Origin of the sequence: Herbaspirillum sp. WGmk3, assembly GCF_023952535.1 — a bacterium.
Taxonomy (GTDB): domain Bacteria; phylum Pseudomonadota; class Gammaproteobacteria; order Burkholderiales; family Burkholderiaceae_D; genus Herbaspirillum; species Herbaspirillum huttiense.
The window spans coordinates 100,936-122,607 of record NZ_JAKYWT010000007.1; the positions used below are offsets into that span (position 1 = coordinate 100,936).

A 21,672-nucleotide genomic window follows, 5' to 3' on the forward strand; every position below is an offset into this window, starting at 1 on the left:
GCTCCCCAAAAATCCCACATCCTCACGCTTCAAACCCGCACCCACCCTGCTTCCCCGCCCATTTTCCAACTTCTGTGCAAGCACACCACAAAACCCCATACCCTTGCACACAAATCCTTGCGATTCCCTCCCCGCTTGCATAACATCATCTGAACAATTCGAGCTCCCCACCGCCATGAGTAGAGACAAGTCGAGCGCCCGAAGCGTAGTCGCGGTCTTGCTCGTCCTGGCGATGAGTCTGCTCTGCGCCGCCTCCGCCCGCGCCCAATCGCCTGCCGCCAATGCGCAAGTCATCGAGATCAAGCTCGCCGATCTCCATGAGGACAACCCCCTGATCAACTACCGCAAGGCCGTCCTCGAACTGGCCATGCGTGCCAGCGGCCGCCCCTTCTCCATCAAGGGCTGCCAAGTCGCCAATGTCGCCACCTCCGACCAGCGCTACGTGCAGCTGATCCAGGCCGGGCAGTATTGCAATCTCGTCACGACCTCCGCCGGCAGCGGCATGACCCGCACCCTAGAACCCATCCCCTTCCCCATTTATCTCGGCGGCGGCGGCTATCGTGTGTTGCTGGCCAACCGCGAAAGCTTCGAACGCGCCCGGTCCATCCGTACCCTGGACGACCTGCGCGCGTTCACCATCGGCTCCGGCATCGGCTGGGTCGATACCAGCATCATGCAGGCCAACCAGCTCAAGGTGGCGCAAAGCAACTACCTGAACCTGTTCGAGATGCTCAAGGCCGGCCGCTTCGACTTCTACAACCGCTCCATCTTCGAAGCCACCAGCGAACTGGAAGCTTACGACTCCGCGCACCAGCTCGCCATCGTTCCCGACCTGGTGCTGTACTACCCGACCGACCTCTTCTTCTACACCTCCCCGGGGCGCGACGATATCCGCGATGCCTTGCTGGAGGGCCTGAAAAAAATCCATCGCAATGGCGCCCTGCTGGACCTGATCCAGAAACACAGTTCCACCCGGCAAGTGCGCCAGTCCATGCGCGGCACGCATCCGCGCGTGATCGAGTTGTACAACGACAGGCTCACCCCCATCGAACGCCAGGCCATCGAGACTTACAAAATGGACTGGTTCAAATAGTCCACGCCGCCCTTCCATCCACCTTCTGACCCGCACGGCCCGCCATGATCAAGAAGACCACCAGCCTCGGCCTCTACATCGCCTGTGCCATGCTGGTGGCCATGAGCCTGCCGGTCGTGGTGGCGCTGACCATCCTCAACGGCACGCGCGAGCAGCAGATCAGCCAGGAAATGACCACCCTGGTCGATGAGAAAAGCCAGACCCTCGCCCACAGCCTGGTGCTGCCGGTCTGGAGCCTCGACCAGAACGACATGATGGCTCTGCTGCAAGGAAGCATGCTCGATACCCAGGTGGTCTCTGTGGAAGTGCGCGACCCCGAGGAGCGTGTCCTCGTGCGCAAGGAAGAACCGCTGCGCCGCGCAGGCAGCCTGCTCACGCGTACCCTGCCGCTGACCATGCAGCAGCCGGACCGCATGGTCACGCTGGGCAGCGTGCAGGTGGTGGTGTCCGATGCCCAGCTGCAGCGCAAGCTCGCCGCAGACAAGCGCTTCCAGACGCGCGTGCTGCTGGCGCAGGCAGTGGTGGCGCTGCTCATCATCGGCCTCCTGGTCTATCGCCGTATCCTGGCGCCCATCCGCAAGCTGACCGTCGCGGCCGGCCGCATCGAACGCGGGCACTTCGATACCCGTATCGCACTCACGCAAAAGGATGAGATCGGCCTCCTCGCTCACCGCATGGAAGCCATGCAGACCAGTCTCAAAACCCTCTTCGATGAGCAGGCGGCGATCCTGGGCAATATCCCGGCGGGCGTGCTGTTCGTGCGCGATGGACGGATCGCCTTCGCCAATGATGCTGCGCAGTCCATGCTTGCGCTCAATGGCGCGGGACTCACCACGCTGGCCAGTGCGCAGATCTTCGAGGATGCGCAGCAGCAAAGCCTCTACATCAACCAGACCCTGCTGCGCCCGCATGGCGCGACCGGCGAGATCGTATTGCTCAAGCGTGCCGATGGCCGCAGCTTCCCGGCCGAACTGCATACCTCGCTCATCGATGGCACGGGTCAGAACGACCAGATCTGGGTCATCATCGATGTCTCCGAACGGTTGGAAGCCGAGAGCCGCATCGACCGCCTGGCCTTCTATGATCCTGTCACCGATCTGCCCAACAAGAAGCTGTTCCTCGATCGCCTGCGCCGTGGCCTGGGACGGCAGCAGGCACACGGCCTGCCGCTGGTGGTGTTCTACATGGAAATGCATCGCGCCGACCTCTCGCACGGCCTGGTCAAGGCCGATGATGCAGACCGGCTCTTCAAGGAATGTGCGCGACGTCTGGGGGCCTGTGTCGCCGCCGACCAGACGCTGGCGCGGCTCGATGGCGAACGATTTGCGCTGGGATGCGATCTGCCGGTGAGCGAACTGGCCGAAGGCATCCGCTTCTGCGAAACGCTCGCACACCGCCTCATCGCCGCGCTGGCCGAACCGCACGGCACCACCGTGAGCTTCCCTTACTCTCTCAACATCGGCATCAACATCCTGCGCGGTGACGTGCAATCGGCCGAGGAAGCGGTGATGCAGGCCAAGTTGGCCATGGTGCAGTCACTGGCCGCAGGCCGCAATGTGTTCCGCTTCTTCGATCCGGCCATGCAGGCCCTGGCCAGCCAGCGCAGCGCACTGGAAGTGGAATTGCGCACGGCGGTGGCGCAGCATCAGTTCGTGGTGCATTACCAGCCGCAGGTTACCTTTGAGGGCAAGGTGGTCGGGGCTGAGGCGCTGGTGCGCTGGAAGCATCCGCTCAAGGGCATGGTGCCGCCGGCGCTGTTCATTCCGGTGGCCGAAGAATTGGGATTGATGGAAGAGATCGGCCACCAGGTGCTGGAAGCCATCTGCCGCGATCTCGAATCCTGGCAGCGCGAAGGACTGGCCAGGGAGCTGGTGGTGGCGGTCAATGTGTCGGCGCAGGAATTCAAGGTGGACCACTTCGTGGCGCGCTTCCACGAAACCATTCGCCAGCACCGCATCAGCTCCAAGGCGGTGAAGGTGGAACTGACCGAAAGCATGATGATCGACAAAATCGATGAGGTCATCGAAAAAATGAATGACCTCAAGTTGCATGAGGTCTCGATTTCGCTGGATGATTTCGGGACCGGGTATTCGTCCCTGTCCTACCTGGGACGCTTCCCCATCGACCAGCTCAAGATCGACCAGAGCTTCGTGCGCAGGATGCAGGACGATGCAGCCACGGCCAGCATCATCCGCAGCATCATCATGCTGGGCCAGAGCCTGGGGCTGTCCATCATCGCCGAAGGGGTGGAGACGATGGAACAGCGTGACCTGCTGCATGCGCAGGGCTGCACGCTGTATCAAGGCTATTGGTACGGCCGGCCCATGCCGGGAGAACAGTTCACGGCGCTGCTGGAGGGCCGGCAGCGCGCGTCCTGAGCAGAGGCCCGGGCAGGTGCAATCACGCGCCGCTGTAGAGCGAGGTGTCGAGCGCCTGGCCCTGGGTGCTGCTGTCGGAGACCGAAGGCTTGGTGCCGGTGTTCTGCATCGGTTCGCCCAGGCGTGCGGCTTGCAGCTCGGCGACGACATCGGCGCGCGTCTTGCTGCCCTGGAATTGCACCACCGGATAGTTGCTCCGGGCGTTCAGGTTGGCCTGATCGCGTGCGGCTTCCGTGGTCACGGTCGATTGAGCGAAGGCCGACAGGGAAAAGGCGGTGGCCAGTGCGCCGAGGACGAGGTGCGAGGTTTTCATGATCAGATTCCTTTGAGTGCGTTTTCACAAGATCCCTGGTGTTGCACAGGATGTGCGCCGCCAGGGATGGCGCGATCGCCGTGCTTGGCTGGCGAGTCGTTGGGATGGATTCTAGGGAGGGGGTCCGTACAGAAACATTGCCCAGTCATTACACATTTGTAATGAATGCCGCATCCGGCTGCGTCACAATACGGACTTGTCCGTCAGGAATTCCGATCATGCACATCTTGTTGGTAGAGGACGAGCCCAAATCGGGCGAGTACCTGCGTCGCGGCCTGACCGAGTCCGGCTTCGTGGTGGACTGGGTGCAGACCGGTGTGGACGGCCTGCACAATGCGCGCACGCTGGACTACAAGCTGATCATCCTGGACGTGATGCTGCCCGGCATGAACGGCTGGGATATCCTGCGCGAACTGCGCCGCACGCATGACACGCCGGTGCTCTTCCTCACCGCCCGCGACGAAGTCGAAGACCGCGTCAAAGGCCTGGAGCTGGGTGCCGACGATTATCTGGTCAAGCCCTTCGCCTTCACCGAACTGCTGGCGCGCGTGCGCACCCTGCTGCGGCGGGGGCCGAGCCGCGAGGCCGATCTGATCGAGTACGAGGATGTGGTGGTGGATGTGATCCGCCGCAAGGTCACGCGCGCCGGACAGCGCATCGATCTCACCGCCAAGGAGTTTGCCCTGCTGCACATGCTGATCCGCCGTCCGGGCGAGGTGCTGTCGCGTCCGCAGATTGCCTCGCAAGTATGGGATATGAATTTCGACAGCGATACCAACGTGGTGGATGTGGCCGTGCGCCGCCTCCGCGCCAAACTGGATGAAGGATTTGACCAGAAGTTGCTGCACACCGTGTGGGGCATGGGTTACGTGTTCGAGGTGCGGCGGTGAGACGAGCTACCGCGTCGATGAGCCTGCGGCTGGTGGTGCTGTTCGGATTGCTGGCACTGGTGCTGTTCACGGCCGTCGGCAGCTATCTGTCGCACTCGCTGCACATGCAGCTGGAGGCGCGCGACGATGAAGAGCTGGCCGGCAAGTGCCGCTCCATCAATCACCTGGTCGAGCATGCGGCGTCACTGGAGGACATCCTCGCTCGCCGCCACCTGGTGCTGGACACCCTCTCCGGTCATGACCAGCTGCTGGTGCGCATCGCCCGCGCCGATGGCAGCACCCTGCTGGAAAGCCATGACCCCACGCGCACCTCGCCGGATGTGGACCTGTCCACCGTCAAGATCCGCAGCTGGGACCACATCGAGGCCTTGCGCATGGGCGACCTGCGCGCGCGCTACATTGCCAGCATGCCGGTCACTCGCTCGGGCGAAAAGGCCATCGTGCTGGTGGTGCGTACGGCCTCGGATCGCATGCTGCTGCTGGCGGACTATCGCGCCGATGTGTGGTGGGCGGCGGCCATCGGCACCGTGCTCGCAACGCTCTTGAGTTACTTCCTCGTGCGCAGCGGCTTGCGTCCGCTGCGCATGATGGCGGCACAGACGCGCGCCATCTCGGCCAACAAGCTCGATACCCGGCTCGATCTGCAGGCCGCGCCGCGTGAACTGCACGAGATCGTACAATCGTTCAACGACATGCTGGACCGTCTGCATCGCAGCTTCCAGCAGCTGAGCCAGTTCTCCGCCGATCTTGCGCATGACGTGCGCACCCCGCTCAACAACCTGATGGTGCAGACCCAGGTGGCGCTGGGCAAGCCGCGCAGCCTGGATGAATACCAGGCCCTGCTCAGTTCCAACATCGAGGAATACGAACGCCTCTCGCGCATGATGGAGAGCATGCTGTTCCTGGCCCGCGCCGACAACGCCCATGTGGTGTTGCAGATCCAGCCGCTGGACGTGGCCGAGGAACTCAACCGCATCGCCGACTATTTCGAGGGCATCGCCGAAGAGGCGCAGGTACGCATCGCGGTGGCCGGCAGCGGCATCCTGCACGCCGATGCCACCCTGCTGCGTCGTGCAGTGGGCAACCTGGTCGCCAATGCCATCCGCTATACACCGCCGCAGGGCATCATCAGCCTGGAGGCCACCGTGGTGGCGGGCGCGACCCTGATCGGGGTGGCCAACCCCGGGCCGGGGATCCCGCCGGATCAGATCGAACGCATCTTCGACCGTTTCTACCGTGCCGACCCTTCGCGCAGCAGCGCCAGCGGTTCCAGTGGCTTGGGCCTGGCCATCGTGCGGACCATCATGGCGCTGCACGGCGGACAAGCCAGCGCAAGCAGCGAACCGGGACGACGTACCGTGTTCACTTTGCGCTTCCCCGAAGCTGCGGTAAACGTGCCGGACAAAGCGTGACACAGGTGGCGAACAGCGCGCGAGCACTGTACCGGGAAACGTGCAGAGCGATGTACAGATGAACGTGCAGAAAAACGAACAACAAAACGAACAACAAACCTTGCAAGAAGACGGTCAACAAGAGTCGAAAAGCGCAGCAGAAAGCAAACATGGCGCGCACGCGCCATGCAGCTTCAAGCCGGGATGCCGGGGGTTCAGCGCGAATCCTCACTGGGCAGCGAAATCAGGCTGGTCCGCATGAGATCGGGCAATTCCATCTCCAGCGCGAGGGCCAGGGCCTCCATGTTGTCGACGGAAATATTCCTTTCCCCGCGCTCGACTTCGCTCAGGTAGGTGCGACTGATGTCAGCGCGGAAGGCCAGCTCTTCTTGTGACATCTCTTTAAGCCGGCGCACCCTGCGGACGTTCTGTCCGAAGATGACGCGGGCGCTCTGTGGAGTCTCTGATTTTTTCATGAGCGCAAGGATCAATGCGGCTAGGGGTGACGGTCGATTAGCTACAATTACAAACGCACAAACTATCGGTGACAATCACTTATACCCTCGAATGTCTTGGTGAATAATCGAAATTTATCGAGATTCCGATCCTAGTTTCAGCGCGTATTTTTCGAAATTGTTCTAGTGGCGATTCGAAATTTTTCAGAACTTCCCGCCTTGTTTTGACTCCTCGTCTCATGCTGCGAGCATGCCGCCGGAAATTTCTCACTCTCTGCCATGGATAAACAACAAGCCTTGCGCCGTACCAAGCGTCTAGCCCTGGGTTGTCTGCTGGGCTCGGCAGCGCTGTTCGTAGCCGCCTCGCTGGCAGCGCCCTCCACCTGGAGCGCGTTGCTGCGTGCCATGGCCGAGGCCGCCATGGTGGGCGCACTGGCCGACTGGTTTGCGGTCACGGCCCTGTTTCGCCGCGTTCCCCTGCCCTTCCTGGCGCGCCATACGGCCATCATCCCGCGCAACAAGGAGCGCATCGCCGACAACCTCGCCGTCTTCGTGGAAGAGAAATTCCTGAGTCCGCAGTCGCTGGCCGGACTGGTGCGCCGCCATGATCCGGCGCAGCGACTCTCGGCCTGGATGGCTGCGCCCGAGAATGCCGCGCGCCTGGGCGGCTACATGGCGCAGGCGGTCGGTGGCGTGCTCACGCTCACCGATGACCGCCGCATCCAGGCCTTTGTACGAGAAGCTCTGCAGACCGCGCTGGGCAAGCTGGACCTGTCACGCTCGCTGGCCAGCATTCTGGATACGCTGACGCTGGATGGCCGTCACCAGCAGCTGCTGGACCGCGCCATCGTGGCTCTGGCCGAGCTGCTCAACCGCGAACAGACGCGTGCGTTCATCGCCGAACGCATGGTGGAATGGCTGCAGCGCGAATATCCCAAAATTGAAAAATTGCTGCCCTCGAACTGGATTGGCGAGAAGTCCGCCGATACCCTGGCCGACATTCTGGACAAGCTGCTCACCGGCATCGCCGAGGATCCGCAGCACTCGCTGCGCCAGGCCTTTGATCGCCAGCTGGCCGGCTTCGTGACGCGCCTGAAGGAAGACCCGGCCCTGCGCGAGCGGGCGGAGGAGATCAAGCGCGAGATCTTGCAGGGCGAGGCCGTCAACGCCTATGTGGGTAGCCTGTGGGACAGCCTGCGCCAGTGGCTGCGGCAAGACCTGGCGCGTCCCGATTCGGCCCTGCACGCCCAGGCCGGCGCAGCCACGCAGTGGATCCGGCGCGCCCTGCAGGAAGATGCCGAACTGCGCGCCTCGCTCAACGCCCATCTGGAACAGGCCATCGCCAGCCTCAGTCCCGACGTGGCCCAGCTGCTCACGCGCCACATCAGCGACACCATCAAGCAGTGGGACACGGCCGAGCTGTCACGCCAGATCGAACTCAATATCGGCCGCGACCTGCAGTACATCCGCATCAACGGCACGCTGGTCGGGGGACTGATCGGCGCGCTGCTGTTCGGCTTGTCGTGGCTGATGCAGTGGCTGGTGCACGGGGTTTGAGCGGCCTCAGGAGGATTGCTCGGCACGCTCCTTCAAGGCCTTGCGCATGATCTTCCCGGTGGCCGTGGTCGGCAGCGCATCGACAAAGGCAATTTCGCGCGGATATTCATGCGCCGCCAGCTGTGAACGGACATGCTGCTGCAGGGCCGCCACCAGTGCAGCGTCCAGGGCATGTCCTTCCTGCAGCACGACAAAAGCCTTCACTACCTCCGTACGCAGGGCATCTTTCACGCCGACCACGGCCGCGATCCGCACTGCCGGATGGCGCATCAGGCATTCCTCGATCGGAGCGGGGCCGATGCGATAGCCGGCACTGGTGATGACGTCATCATTGCGGCCCAGGTAGCGGATGTAGCCGGCTTCGTCCATGTTGCCCAGGTCTCCTGTGAGCAGGAAATCGCCGGCGAATTTTTCGCGCGTCGCTTCATCATTGCGCCAGTAGCGCAGGAACATCACCGGATCCGGCGCACGGATGGCGATATTGCCGACTTCGCCGCGCGGCAGGACGGCACCCTCTTCATCGACGATCTGCACATCGTGCCCTGGCACCGCGCGTCCCATGCTGCCCGAGGCACTGGGGTAGAGCCGCGACGAGGATGATACGACGAGGTTGCATTCGGTCTGGCCGTAGAACTCGTTGATGGTCACGCCCAGCGCGCTGCGGCCCCAGGCGATCAGGTCATCGCCCAGCGTCTCACCACCGCTGGCCACGCTGCGCAGCGCAAAATCCCATTGCGCACGTGGATCCGGCGTGCCGCGCAGCATCTTCAACGCGGTCGGCGGGAAAAACACGTTGCGGATGCCATGCCGCGCCAGCAATCCGAAGACGGTGGACGCATCGAATTTTTCCAGACGGCGCGCTACCACCGCCACGCCGTGATACAGCGACGGCAGCAGGACATCCAGCAGGCCGCCGATCCAGGCCCAGTCGGCGGGCGTCCAGAAGCGGTCACCGGGCTGCGGGAAGCTGTCGTGCGAGACTTCCACGCCCGGCAGATGGCCCAGCAGGACGCGCTGTGCATGCAGTGCACCCTTGGCCTTGCCGGTGGTGCCGGAGGTATAGATGATCATGGCCGGATCATCGGCCAGCGTCGTGACCGGTTCGAACGTGGGCGAGGCCGCATGCAGGCGGTCCCAGAAATCGGTAGTCTGCGGCAGCACGATGTCGGACTGCTCCACGCAGAACACCACTTTCAGTGCCGGCAGTTCTCCGGCGAGATGGACCTTGTCCATGCCCGATGCGTCGGTGACCAGGGCGGCGGCTTCGCTGTTGTCGAGACGATAGGCGATCGCTTCCGGGCCGAACAGGTAGAACAGCGGCACCGTCACTGCGCCCAGCTTGTAGGCGGCGATGTGAGTGATGACAGTTTCGATGCGCTGCGAGAGGTAGATCCCGATGCGGTCGCCGCGCCGGATGCCGGCCTCGCTCAGTACATTGGCGAACTGGTCGCTCAGGATCTTGAGCTGGTCGAAACTCCAGGTGGTGACTTTGCCATCGCCGTCCTCGGCAATGATGGCGGGACGACCGCTGCCATCTGCCCAGCGGTCGCAGGCGGCGTGGGCGATGTTGAAGACCTCGGGGATCTGCCAGTCGTAGGCAGCGGTGGTATCGGCACGGTAGTGGGCCGGGGTGATCACGGGGCGTGGCGCGATGTCTGGGGGCACGTCTTGTCTCCTGTCGGGTGGCTGTGGGCCAGGCCTGCATCGGGCCGGGCTCCGGATGGCCGGTCATGCCGGCACGCCGCCTATCATAGCGCCCCCGGGGCGGATCAGCATGGCACAACAAAATGGCAGCCGCGCAATGCGGCTGGTCGAACTCTGACGAGTTTGCCTGACAACCTCGGCCACTTCCTCCAAGCGCGCGCAGCCCTCCTCTAGCATGGCTCTCCTCTCGCCTTCTGCCGTTTGATGCTGGCATCGCCCTGGTTCCGGGATGCCGCGCGGATGGCATTTCCAGCAAGGATGTCCGCATGCCCGACCGCACGTTTTTCGCGCTACTCCAACCTTGGTCCCAACAGGCCCGCGCCCTCCGGCTGCGCTTGCCGCAATCGCACGCGGCCTTGCAGGACGCGCTGCTGATACAGCAGGTGACGGGCCGCGAGACCCTGTGTGGCGCGACCGACGTGGAGGTGCTGTGTCTCTCGCCGCGCGAGGACTTGCCGCTCAAGGAATTCATGGCGGTGCCGGCAGAAATCCAGCTGGTGACGGACCAGGGTCTGTTGCGCACCATCTGCGGCTTCATCGCCGAGGTCCATGCGGGGCAGATCGATGGCGAACTGAGCAGCTATCGCCTGCTGTTGCGCGATGCCCTGAGCCTGATGGGCCAGCGCATCAACACCCGCGTCTTCCTGCACGCCAGCGAGGCCGATGTAACGCAGATCCTCATCAGCGAATGGCGGCAACGCAGCCCCTTGCTGGCCAGCAGCATGGAGGTGGATTGGTCGCTGCTCGGAGAACGCTACCCGGCACGCGAATTCATCATGCAGCACAACGAATCCGATGCCGATTTCCTGCGCCGCCTGTGGAAGCGGCGCGGCATCGGCTGGTGCATCCGTCCGGGCGAGCCGCCACTGCCGGGCCAGGCTGCTTGTCCGCGCCATGTGCTGGTACTGTTTGACGATCCCATGCAGCTGCCGCGCAACGCGGCGGGCAGCGTTCCCTGGCAGCGCGATCATGCGCCGGGCAGGCAGGACGGCCTCCTGCGCTGGCAGGCCACGCGCCGCCTGCGGGCCGGCAGTGTCAGCCGCCATACCTGGGATCACGCGCAGGATGGGCCGCTACAACGGCATATGAACAATCCGGCAGCGCAGGGCGAACTGGGCGACCGCTTTGCCCTGCTGCTGGATGACTATCTGGTCGAGGCCCCGCACATTGCCGACGATGGTGAAGATCTTGACCAGATTGCCAGGGCGCGCATGCAGCGGCTGGCGCTGGAGAGCAAGGAATTCGGTGCCGATTCCACGGTGCGTGCGCTGCGTGTGGGCGAGTGGATTGATATCACGGGGCATCCCGAGCTGGAACGTCATCCTCCGCATGAGCGCGAATTCGTCGTGACCCGGCTGGAGTTCCATGCCGAGAACAACCTGCCGGCCTCGCTGGAGGAGCGCCTGCAGCGCGCAGCGCCGCATCGTGAAAGCGGATTCGCCGGACTGGACGGCCTGCAGCGCCGTTGCCGCGAACAAGGCCTGCGCTATCTGAACCATTTCGCATGCGTGCGGCGTGGCATCCCGCTGGTACCGGCCTTTGATCCCCGCGTGGATCTGCCCCGGCCGCGTCTGCAGAATGCCCACGTAGTCGGCCCGGCGGGCGAAGAACTGTACTGTGACGCGCTGGGCCGCATCAAGCTGCGCTTTCACGGGACCCGCATGCAGGATCACCAGCACGCCGGCGGCGCCAGCGACAGCGAACGAGATTCCGCCTGGGTACGCGTGGCCAGTCATTGGGCCGGACGGCAATGGGGCGCGATCAATCTGCCGCGCGTGGGCGACGAGGTGCTCGTCGATTTCCTCGGGGGCGATCCTGACAAGCCTGTCGTGATCGGCCGGTTGTACAACGGCCTGTCGCTGCCGCCTGCCTTCAGCGGCGTCGGCAGCCTGCCCGGCAACCGCTTCCTGGCGGGCGTGCGCAGCAAGGAGATTCAGGGCCAGCGCTACAACCAGCTGCGGCTCGACGACACCCCGCGCCAGATCAGCGCCCAGCTTGCTTCGCAACACGGACAGAGCGAGCTGAACCTGGGCTGGCTCACGCATCCCCGCACCGAGGGGCGCAGCGATGCGCGCGGCGAAGGGGCCGAGTTGCGGACGGACCAGGCGCTGGCGCTGCGCGGAGGACAGGGTGTGCTGATCAGCGCGAGCCGGCGCAGCCAGGCCAGCGGCGCGCAACTGGATCGGACCGAGATGCTGGGGCTGCTGCGCGTGCTGCAGAACGTCCAGCAGGAACTGGCGGAACTGGCCGAGACCCATCATGCCGGGCCGACGGCAGTGCAGTCCTTGAGCGAGTTGCGCACGCGGCTCGATGCCTGGGAGACCGGCAGCAACACGCAGGCCGAAGGCAGCGGTGGCGGCGAGCCGGTGGTGGCCGTGACAGCACCGGCCGGTGTGGCCATCACCAGTGACGAGGGCGTGGTCCTTGGTGCGCAGAAGGAAATCGACCTGGTCAGCGTGGGCAATACGCAGCTCTCTGCGGGCAAGAAGCTGTTGGTGCGGGTGGCGGAGAGTATCAGCGTGTTTGCGCAGCGCTTGGGGATGCGGCTGGTCGCGGCCAGCGGCAAGCTGCAATTGCAGACGCACGGCGATGACATCGAAGCCACCTCAGCGCGCCGCATCATCCTGACGGCTGTTGATGAAATCGTCCTCCAGGCTCCCCGGCTGAAGCTGCTGGCGCAGGGTGCGCAGATTGATCTGGGGGGCGGCGCGATCACGCAGCAGAGCAGCGCGGATCACATCATCCGCTCGGCGAATTTCCATCATGTAAGCGGTGCGGACAGTGCGCCTCCGGGCGTGGAACTGCCGGCCAGCGCCATGCGTACTGACGAACGTTTCATCCTGGCCCGGCGCGGCAGTGGCCGGCCGCATGTGCGGCAGCGCTATCGCATCGAGCTCGATGACGGCAGCGTCATTGAAGGCGTCACTGATGAACAGGGACGTACGGCCTTGAGCCAGGACCAGGCCCTGCGTATCGCGCGGCTGCGGATCGTGAAGGAGTAGAGGATGAAGCAATCTTCCCTGCCGGAGCAGGCGGCAGAACCGACCCGGCTGGTCGGCACCGCCTGGGATGAAGACGGCAATGATGTGGCGCAATCGGTGCTGACCGGAGAGAACCAGAAGGTCAGGGCCTTGTGTCTGACCACGCCGGAGGTGGTGGTGCCCATTCTGTTCGTGCCGGGCATCATGGGGACGCGGCTCAGGGTCAGCAAACGCGACCAGGGGCCGGCCTGGCTGCCACCCGAGAACACTTGGGAGACGATCACGCTGGGGCTCACGCATCTGGTCCGCACGGCGGCAGACCGGCAACGTTTGCTCAATCCGGAGACCACTGAGGTGGATGATGGCGGTCCGGCTTTTCCTGATGACACGAGCAAGACCCTGCTGTCGCTTGCTCCCGGCCAGACCGATGCCGAGCGTATCAAATGGCGCGGCTGGGGACAGCTCCATGCAGACAGCTATCTCGGCATTCTTTCGCTGCTGGAGACCAGCATGGCGATGATCTTCGATCCTGCGAGCCAGGGCACCCGGCTCACCTCGCACTGGCAGGAGCTGGTGATGGATCGGCAGGATGCAGCCAGGCTGGGCGCGCAGAAGCCCTTTGTTGCAATTTCGGACGAAGACTTGAGAGATGCCGCAGAGGTGCTTTATCCGGTGCATGCGGTGGGCTACAACTGGTTGCAGAGCAATCTGGTCTCGGCGCAACGATTGGCTGAGGAGATCGAGCGTATTACGGCGTATTACCGCAGCAAGGGAAAGCGCTGTGAGGGCGTGATCCTGATCACGCACAGCATGGGCGGCCTGGTGGCACGTGCCTGTGCGCGGCTGCCGGGAATGGCTGAACGCATTCTGGGCGTCATCCATGGCGTGATGCCGGCCATTGGCGCGCCGGCTACCTACAAGCGCATCCGGGCCGGGTTTGAAGGCATGGCGCAGGTGGTACTGGGACGCGATGCGGCTGACTGTACGGCGGTGATGGCCAATGCGCCGGGGCCGTTGGAACTGCTGCCGACTGCGCAATACAAGACCTGGACCAATCAAGGAGAGCGGCACTGGTTGCGCGCCAGCTATCGGGCTATTGGCCAGCGCGGGATGCCTGAGGAGATGGACAGCTTTTTGGGCGAGGGGGATCCCTACGCGCAGATCTATCTGAACAATACGTCGGATTGGTGGAAGCTGGCACGGGAGGATTTGATTGATCCGGCGGGGAGGGAGGATCGCGAACGCGCTGAAAGGGAGGGGAACGTCCTCGCCTCGAAAAAGCGCCCAATGCCGGATTTTTGCCAATTTGCAGAGAACATGAAATTGGCTCGAAATCTTCATCAGCTCCTTCAAGACAGCTATCACCCCAATACCTACGCGTATTACGCCGCGGACCCACAACAACCTGCATGGAACGAGATCAACTGGAAGTGTAGGCCGCTGGTGCCAGGCGATCCCGCTCAGGCGCGACTGGAAAAAGATGATCTGAACGGGATGCTGGAACTGCGCTTCGGAGAGCATTCCGTCCATTACTTCTCTCTTCAGAGCGGTACTGGCCCGGGCGATGGCACGGTCCCGGCGGAATCGGGTGGTGCACCGAAACCTCACGTTCTACAGATATTCAAGCACGAAGGAAAGCTGAGATCTCATGACAGCTATGACCATCAGTTTTCCTACAACGCCACGATTGCCCGAGCCGTCACCCTCTATTCCATCATCAGGATCGTCAACGCCTCTGCGAACTTGAAAAAAATTCCTGGAGAAAAATGCACATGAAAAATCCGCTCCGTTTTATCACCGCATCGGCCCTCATGGTCTGGCTATTTTTAGCTGGCGACTTCTCATCTCAACAAGGATTGCACATCATGAACACAGCTCAGGCAATTGAGTCTGCTCCTGTCGTTTCAACTTTTTGCACCGGTCATTTTCAAATTGATATGCCAGCAGGCTCGGTCGTCAGCGGAGGCAATTATCGCTACGACTATGCGCGACTTGATGCGCCTAAATTCATGAGCCATGAAGAGTTCGAAACAGAAATGGCTGAAAAGGAAAAGACCCTCAGATCCACGAAGCATGAAACCGAGCCGAGCTTGTTGCGCTTGTTAGTCAAACCTGATCGGCATTCGTGGATATTCGCCCATTGGGAACACAACTTCAGCGAATACATAGTGTTAGTTGACGGATATCGCTGGATTGATGGAACAAGGTTTCTCTTCAGAAGTAAGGCAGGCATGAGCAAGCCACCTACTGGCACGAAAAGCTATCAAGAAGACGCCATTGAGCGTATGCAAGCAATACTCGCTGGGCTGCGCAAACGATCAACGCATGAAATACCCAAAGAGCCCGGATATTGTTTTGAGGGTGGCTTCATCGCCAACCCCGAATGGGAAATGGAAGAAGCCGGCATTGACATCACCATCGCCGGCCATCCCGATGCCTTCGTTTCGGTCTGGTTCTACCCGCTAGCAAGGAGTGCCCACAGCAAGCCCCTGCTGGATCGCATGGGCGGCGTGCTGCAGACGCTGGGCCAGATGGCGACCTCAGTGCACGTATTGCGCAAGGGCGAGCGACGGGTCGGCCCTTATATGGGCCAGGAATTCCTCGCCAGCGCCCCCAGCAGTCGCGGCATGCGCGGCCACAAGTTCATCTGGGAGACCGAAGGCGACGGCACGCTCGACACGCCTGCGCTCAAGATCGAACTCACCACAGGCTATCGCGACAAGAACGGCAATCCGCAACAAACCAGGCTGAGCGATGAACAGGCCATCAAGCTGTGGGACGATGTGCTCAACAGCTTCCGGCTGCGCCCCGTGCTGGATCCCCAAAGGAGTCGGCCATGATTGCTCCGGTCAAGGGACCCGCGCCAACGCGCCTGGTCCCGACCGCATGGGACGAGCAAGGCAACGAGATCGCCCAGTCGGTGCTGACAGGCCAGCGCATGAAGGTACGAGCCCTGTGCCTGACCACTCCGGACATTGTCATGCCCATCGTATTCGTACCCGGCATCATGGGCACACGACTCAAGCTCAAAGGTCGCGACAAGGGCCCGGCGTGGTTTCCTCCGGAGGGCGGATGGGAAACCCTGGCGCTGGCGCTCAAGCATGTCGTCCGCACGGCGGCGGACCGACAGCGATTGCTCAATCCCGATAGTACCGAGGTAGACGAAGACGGCCCGGCCTTTCCCGACGACATCAGCAAGACACTGCTGGCCTTCGCCCCCGGCAAGAGCGACGCCGAGCGCATCAAATGGCGCGGCTGGGGGCAACTCCACGCGGACAGCTATCTGCCCATTCTTTCACTGCTGGAGACCAGCATGGCCCTGATCTTCGACCCTGCAAGCCAGGGGAAGAAGCTCACTTCACATTGGCAGGAACTCGTGATGGCACGACAGGATGCAGGCAAGCTGGGTGCGCAGAAGCCCTTCACGCCGCTGCAGGAAAAGCAGCTGCGGGAGGCTGCTGAACTGCTCTATCCGGTGCACGCAGTGGGTTACAACTGGCTGCAGAGCAACAAGGTATCGGCACAGCGACTGGCCAAGGAAATCGAACGCATCACCGCCTATTACCGCAGCAAGGGAAGAAGTTGCGAGCAGGTGATCCTGGTCACGCACAGCATGGGCGGTCTGGTCGCCCGCGCCTGCGCGCAGTTGCCGGAAATGGCCGAGCGCATCCTGGGCGTGGTGCACGGCGTGATGCCGGCCCTCGGTGCGCCGGCGACCTACAAGCGCATCCGGGCGGGCTTTGAGGGAGCCGGGCAGGTCGTCCTGGGACGCAATGCCGCCGAGTGCACGGCAGTGATGGCCAATGCCCCCGGGCCACTGGAATTGCTGCCGACGGCGCAATACAAGACGTGGAGCAATCGCGGGGAACGGCATTGGCTGCGGGTGAGTTACGTGGGTATCGGGCAGCGTGGAATGGCTGAGGAAATGGAAAACTTTCTGGGCGAGGGCGATCCCTACCGCCACATCTATCTCAACAATTCGTCGGATTGGTGGAAGCTGATTCGGGAGGATTTGATTGATCCGGCGGGTAAGGAGGATCGCGTACCCTCGCGCGAGGGAAAGCAGGTCACGGGTAACGCCTACTCATCGGACTTCAAGAGATTTCGCGACAACTTGGAAATCGCCGCCAAGCTTCATTCGCTGATCAAAGATCGCTATCACGCAAATACTTATGCGTATTACGCCAGCGATCCCGAGCAGCCGGCGTGGAATGAAGTGCACTGGAAGATTCGGTCCTCCGTGCCAAAGGATCCCGCGAACGGAAAGCTGGTAGCCGATGATTTGAACGGTTCCGTCACATTGCTCTTCGACGGAGGGAAACGACGTACTTTTCGAATACAGGAGGGGACGGGGAAAGGTGATGGAACCGTGCCCGCCGAGTCGGCTGAAAGCGCGACAAAACATGTGATTCAGATGTTCAAGCATGGAGGCAAAGCCAATGGGCATGACAGCTACGAACATCAATACTCGTACAACGCTCCGATCGCTCAATCAGTCTGTCTTTACTCCATCGTCAAGATGGTGGCGGAATCAGACCTGATTAAACACGCTTTCACAGAGTCATGAGCTTTCGCAATTTCGTCATTCTTGTATTGGCCTCTTTGTGCCTTAGTACTACAAGACCACTCTATCTTCACTCTGCGCTATCAGGACCAATCACAATGCACGACAGCTCGAACAGCAAGACCACAAACCCTGTTACCACATTCTGTACAGGCAGGTTCCTGATTGACCTTCCCGCAGGATCACTATCGAGTGGTGGCAACTATCGTTATGACTTCGCGCATATTGATCGGCCCAAGCCGATGAGCAAGGATGATTTCGAAAGAGATATTCGCGCGCGTCAAACACTGCTGCAAACAACGAGGCATGATTCAGGGGCTTCGATGTTGGTCGAAGCTATTCGGCCGGATGAGCAAAGCGCGATTCTGGTGTCGTGGAATCATGATGCCAGCACTTCCATGATGTCGATGACAGGGCACCGGTGGATTGAAGGTCTCGCTTTTTCGTTCGCGATGAAGGTTGATGACGATCACAAGGCCGAAGGTTTGAAAGCAATGCATGAGCTTCTCGGCCGATTGCACTCTCGCTCCGATAACAACATCCCCACCGACCCCGGCTACTGCTTCGAAGGCGGCTTCATCGCCAACCCCGAATGGGAAAACGAAGAAGCCGGCATCGATATCGACATTGCCGGCCACCCGGATGCCTTCGTGTCCGTCTGGTTCTATCCCCTGGCGATGAGCAAGCACGACCGTCCGTTGCTGGAGCGCATGCATAGCGGACTGCAGACCCTGGGCCGTTTGGCCACTGCCGTGCGCGTGCTGAGCAAGGGAAACCGCCAGATCGGTCCCTACCAGGGCCAGGAATTCCTGGTCACCGTCCCCAACAGTGGCGGCGGGCGCAGCCACAGCTTCATCTGGGAAACCGAAGGCCAGGGCACGCTCGATACCCCCGCCATCAAGATCGAACTGACCACCGGCCATCACGACCAGAACAGCAATGCGCAACGAACCACACTGAACGATGCGCAAGCGCTGCAGCTGTGGAATGCCGTGCTGACGAGCTTCCGGCTGCGGCCAACGCAGGTAGCGCCAGCATCAACCACGTCAGGTACGCCGCCATAGCCGCCTGCAGCAAGGTCTCGGGTCCATCGCCCGAGGTTCGCCCTGGTCTCGCCTCCACTCCTACCCTGCTTGAAAGAAATCCACCATGTCCAACATCATCCGCCTCGGCGACGCCACTTCCCACGGCGGCAAGGTCACGCAAGTGAGCGCGACCCATTTCAAGGTAGGCGGTCTGCCGGTCGCGCGGGTCGGCGATGCCTGCAGTTGCCCCCGGCAGGGGCACGACAACTGCACCATTGCCGAGGGACACCCTCACCACAAGATCGATGGCATCGCCGTCGCCTACGACGGCCACAAGACCAGCTGCGGTGCCACGCTCATCGCCAGTGCCGGCAATTTCAGCGCGCAATAGCAGCATCCCTTTCGTGCGATCTTGCGTGAACGGGCTCACGCACAGGCCAGCCGCGCCGCCGTGGGTGCCGCAACGCGCTTGTGCTCCGGTGCCCCGCCCTCCAGCTTGAACACCGACACCAGCCTTGCCAGCTGCGCCGCCTGATCCTGCAAGGATTGTGCCGCGGCTGCGGCTTGCTCGACCAGCGCGGCGTTCTGCTGGGTCACCTGATCCATCTGCACGATGGCCAGGTTGACCTGTTCGATGCCTGCACTCTGTTCCTGCCCGGCGGCGCTGATCTCGGTGACCACTTCACCGACCCGCTGCACGCTTTGCACCACGTCCTGCATGGTGCGTCCGGCTTGCTCCACCAGCCGGCTGCCATTGCCGACCCGTGCCACCGAGTCGGCGATCAGCCCCTTGATCTCGTGCGCGGCGGTCGCGGAGCGCTGCGCCAGCGCCCGCACTTCCGAGGCCACCACCGCGAAGCCGCGTCCCTGCTCGCCCGCGCGCGCCGCTTCCACTGCGGCATTCAGGGCCAGGATATTGGTTTGGAAGGCGATCCCGTCGATGACCCCGATGATGTCCACGATCTTCTTGGAGGACGCATCGATGGCCCCCATCGTATCGACCACCTGGCTGACCACCTCGCCGCCCTGGCGCGCGATATCGGAGGCCGATCCGGCCAGCTGGTTGGCCTGGCCGGCATGACTGGCGTTCTGCTTGACGGTGGCGGTGAGCTGCTCCATCGACGAGGCCGTTTCCTCCAGCGAGGCCGCCTGCTCTTCGGTACGCGAGGAGAGATCCAGATTGCCGCGCGCAATCTCGCTGCTGGCCGTGGCAATCGTATCGGTCGAGACCCGCACCTGGCTGACGATGTCCAGCAAGCGGTCATTCATCTTCTTGAGCGCACGCAACAGCATGCTGGTTTCATCGCGGCCTTGTGCCTCGATGGCCGAGGTCAGGTCACCGGCCGCCACCGTCTCGGCCACGCGCACCGCGCGATCCAGCGGCGCGGTGATGCTGCGTGTGATCATCCAGGCGATCGCCGCAGCAGCAGCCAGCCCGGCGGCCGCCAGCGCCAGCAGCAGCGTGCGGGCCTGAACGTAATTGCTTTCGACTTCATCGCCGGCACTCTTCATCATGTCGTGCTGCTGCTTGATGAGGGCGTCGGCGGCGCTCATGGTGGCGCTCTGCACGGGCCGCACCTCGTCGATCAGCATGTCGATCGCACCTTCCTTGCCGCCCTGCTGCACCATGGCCAGCACCTTGTCGCGTTTTTCGAAGTAGGCGTTCTGGGCTGTTACCAGCTTCTTCAGTGCGGTGCGGCTGTCTTCGTCGGTAAGCAGCTTCTCCAGCTGTGCCAGGTCCTCGCGAATGGCACGGTCGGCACCGGTGATGCGGTCGTATTCGCTCTTGATCTGCGGTTCCCGCTTCAAGAGCAGAATGTTTCGTACCGAGCGCGCGATCAGGTTGAGCTGGTCGACGATATCGCCCGCCACTACGGTCTTGGGATACTTGTCGTGGATCACATCCTTCATTTGCCCGTTGAGCTGCGCCAGGCGGGCGATGCCGCTGGCCGCCATGGCCAGCATCAGGACCATCAGCAGGGCGAAGCCCAGCCACAGGCGCGCACGAATGGTCACATTGGAAAGTTGCATGGAATTCCCCCTTGTTATCGTTGATTGTCGGCAGGCAAGCCACTGGCGCGGCGTAACTGGAAAGCAACTAATGCGTGGCAACAAGTTGCGGCCTGCCCGCTTCAGCATAGGTGACGGGAGGGAGGAATCCAAGCGCGGCCGATGCCACGCAGCAGGAGTGCGGCTGGTCTCAGCCCGGCGCGGCCATGACCTCCACCCGTAGCGCTTGCGGCGCAGGAGAAAAACCGAAGCGCACTGGCAGAAAGGCCTCGATCACCTCGGCGTTGGAGGCCATGTGCGGGCTTAGTTGCGTGGTGGTAAAGCGCCCCGCGCCGGCCAGTGCCAGCGGCAGCATCAGTTGATCGGCCAGATGCTCGCCGACCGCCGCATTGCTCTGCAGATAGCGCTGCATGGGTCCCAGGGCATCCAGAGCAACCTGTTCGGCCGGCCGGGATTTGGCACCATGGCCGCAGAACAACTCGTCCACATGCGCATGCGTCACATGCAATTCGACCAGATTGCCCGGACCATCGCAGTCGCTCAGGGCGATCACCTTGCAATGATCCTGCAAGCCCTCCACGGCTTCGCCCAGGACCTGCAACTCCCGCTTGCCGATGGCACTCGGCAGATTGGCCACCAGGGCGCGCGCCCGCGTCTGCAGCAGCGCGCCGCGCTCCTCCAGGACCAATCCCTGCAAGCCATGGCCCGCCTCCACCTGCAGGCGCACCTGGCCGCCACCGGCCGGATGGAATCCGTGCCGCAGCAACTCCAGCGTGACCGCGGCCCCCATTCGCCGCAACAGCGGCAGGAAGCAGTGCTGCAGGAAATCGGCCGATGGGGCCAGGGGATTGTGCGTGCCGCCGCTGACTTCAATGCAGAAGCGCCCCGCTGGCGCGGCCAGCATGGCGGGCAGCAGGGTTTGCAGGACCAGCGTGGTACTGCCGGCCGAGCCGATGGCGAAACGGAAATCGCCGCTGCGCAGCGCACCGGGCACAAAGCGCAGTGCGCTGCTGCCGGGCTCGGCACCTTCCACGACGGCGTCGCACAAGGTGGCGGCGGCCGTCACGGCGGCCAGGTGCTGGCGCATCAGACCGGGTTTGGGGCGTTGCGCGCGGATCGCGCCGAGCTCGAACGGACGGCCGGTGATCATCGCCAGGCTCAGCGCACTGCGCAGGATCTGGCCGCCACCATGGCGGCCATCCAGGGTCAGAGGAGAGGACATGTTTGTTCTTTTCTTTCTTCGTATGTTGCGTTTTGTTGCTGTGCGCGAGCGGGCCTCACAGGCAGCGCACCCAGTGCGTAATACGCTCT

16 protein-coding genes are annotated in these 21,672 nt (G+C 62.7%); 11 read left to right on the plus strand and 5 right to left on the minus strand.

Annotated features, from left to right (window positions below; translation table 11 throughout):
• Positions 1–232: 232 nt before the first annotated feature.
• Complete coding sequence (locus tag MKD49_RS23265; RefSeq protein WP_252697495.1) at positions 233–1,093, plus strand: hypothetical protein; 861 nt, start codon at positions 233–235, stop codon at positions 1,091–1,093.
• A gap of 44 nt (positions 1,094–1,137) precedes the next feature.
• Entirely contained in the window at positions 1,138–3,471 is a 2,334-nt protein-coding gene (locus MKD49_RS23270) for a bifunctional diguanylate cyclase/phosphodiesterase (protein ID WP_252697496.1), read from the plus strand.
• A gap of 22 nt (positions 3,472–3,493) precedes the next feature.
• Here the strand turns inward: MKD49_RS23270 and MKD49_RS23275 are convergent, their stop codons facing one another.
• Entirely contained in the window at positions 3,494–3,784 is a 291-nt protein-coding gene (locus MKD49_RS23275) for a DUF4148 domain-containing protein (protein WP_039784135.1), read from the minus strand.
• Positions 3,785–4,002: 218 nt separating this feature from the next.
• Here MKD49_RS23275 and MKD49_RS23280 point away from each other — a divergent pair, with 218 nt between their 5' ends.
• Together MKD49_RS23280 and MKD49_RS23285 are read left to right on the plus strand one after the other, a co-directional pair.
• On the plus strand, positions 4,003–4,674 hold the full coding sequence (locus tag MKD49_RS23280; protein ID WP_034331353.1) for a heavy metal response regulator transcription factor: 672 nt from the start codon (positions 4,003–4,005) through the stop codon (positions 4,672–4,674).
• Positions 4,671–6,086, plus strand: a complete 1,416-nt coding sequence (locus MKD49_RS23285) for a heavy metal sensor histidine kinase (RefSeq protein WP_252697497.1) — start codon at positions 4,671–4,673, stop codon at positions 6,084–6,086. Before MKD49_RS23280 ends, MKD49_RS23285 begins: the two co-directional genes overlap by 4 nt.
• Positions 6,087–6,280: 194 nt before the next feature.
• On the opposite strand, the gene MKD49_RS23290 is transcribed toward MKD49_RS23285, so the two are convergent.
• Positions 6,281–6,541 (minus strand): helix-turn-helix domain-containing protein, encoded by a 261-nt coding sequence (locus MKD49_RS23290; RefSeq protein ID WP_121037375.1) that lies wholly within the window; start codon positions 6,539–6,541, stop codon positions 6,281–6,283.
• A 258-nt stretch (positions 6,542–6,799) separates the two neighbouring features.
• Here MKD49_RS23290 and MKD49_RS23295 point away from each other — a divergent pair, with 258 nt between their 5' ends.
• Positions 6,800–8,077, plus strand: coding sequence for a DUF445 domain-containing protein (locus MKD49_RS23295; RefSeq protein ID WP_252697498.1), 1,278 nt, complete (start codon positions 6,800–6,802; stop codon positions 8,075–8,077).
• A gap of 6 nt (positions 8,078–8,083) precedes the next feature.
• Here MKD49_RS23295 and MKD49_RS23300 read toward each other — a convergent pair whose 3' ends face one another.
• Entirely contained in the window at positions 8,084–9,712 is a 1,629-nt protein-coding gene (locus MKD49_RS23300; protein WP_371925510.1) for an acyl-CoA synthetase, read from the minus strand.
• A 335-nt stretch (positions 9,713–10,047) separates the two neighbouring features.
• Between MKD49_RS23300 and MKD49_RS23305 the strand changes: the two genes are divergently transcribed.
• The 6 genes from MKD49_RS23305 (at position 10,048) to MKD49_RS23330 (ending at position 18,742) form a co-directional block, all read left to right on the plus strand.
• Complete coding sequence (locus tag MKD49_RS23305) at positions 10,048–12,783, plus strand: type VI secretion system Vgr family protein (RefSeq protein ID WP_252697500.1); 2,736 nt, start codon at positions 10,048–10,050, stop codon at positions 12,781–12,783.
• A gap of 3 nt (positions 12,784–12,786) precedes the next feature.
• Positions 12,787–14,538 (plus strand): triacylglycerol lipase, encoded by a 1,752-nt coding sequence (locus tag MKD49_RS23310; protein WP_252697501.1) that lies wholly within the window; start codon positions 12,787–12,789, stop codon positions 14,536–14,538.
• Positions 14,535–15,602, plus strand: coding sequence for a T6SS immunity protein Tli4 family protein (locus MKD49_RS23315; protein ID WP_252697502.1), 1,068 nt, complete (start codon positions 14,535–14,537; stop codon positions 15,600–15,602). The genes MKD49_RS23310 and MKD49_RS23315 overlap by 4 nt, the downstream gene beginning before the upstream one ends.
• On the plus strand, positions 15,599–17,329 hold the full coding sequence (locus MKD49_RS23320) for a triacylglycerol lipase (protein WP_252697503.1): 1,731 nt from the start codon (positions 15,599–15,601) through the stop codon (positions 17,327–17,329). The genes MKD49_RS23315 and MKD49_RS23320 overlap by 4 nt, the downstream gene beginning before the upstream one ends.
• Before the next feature lie 95 nt (positions 17,330–17,424).
• The gene (locus MKD49_RS23325; RefSeq protein ID WP_252697504.1) at positions 17,425–18,390 is read left to right on the plus strand and encodes a T6SS immunity protein Tli4 family protein; all 966 of its coding nucleotides are present in this window, start codon (positions 17,425–17,427) and stop codon (positions 18,388–18,390) included.
• A gap of 85 nt (positions 18,391–18,475) precedes the next feature.
• On the plus strand, positions 18,476–18,742 hold the full coding sequence (locus tag MKD49_RS23330) for a PAAR domain-containing protein (RefSeq protein ID WP_134220976.1): 267 nt from the start codon (positions 18,476–18,478) through the stop codon (positions 18,740–18,742).
• A gap of 35 nt (positions 18,743–18,777) precedes the next feature.
• Here the strand turns inward: MKD49_RS23330 and MKD49_RS23335 are convergent, their stop codons facing one another.
• Entirely contained in the window at positions 18,778–20,382 is a 1,605-nt protein-coding gene (locus MKD49_RS23335; protein WP_252697505.1) for a methyl-accepting chemotaxis protein, read from the minus strand.
• A gap of 169 nt (positions 20,383–20,551) precedes the next feature.
• Positions 20,552–21,583, minus strand: a complete 1,032-nt coding sequence (rtcA, locus tag MKD49_RS23340; RefSeq protein WP_121037345.1) for an RNA 3'-terminal phosphate cyclase — start codon at positions 21,581–21,583, stop codon at positions 20,552–20,554.
• Positions 21,584–21,672 lie beyond the last annotated feature (89 nt).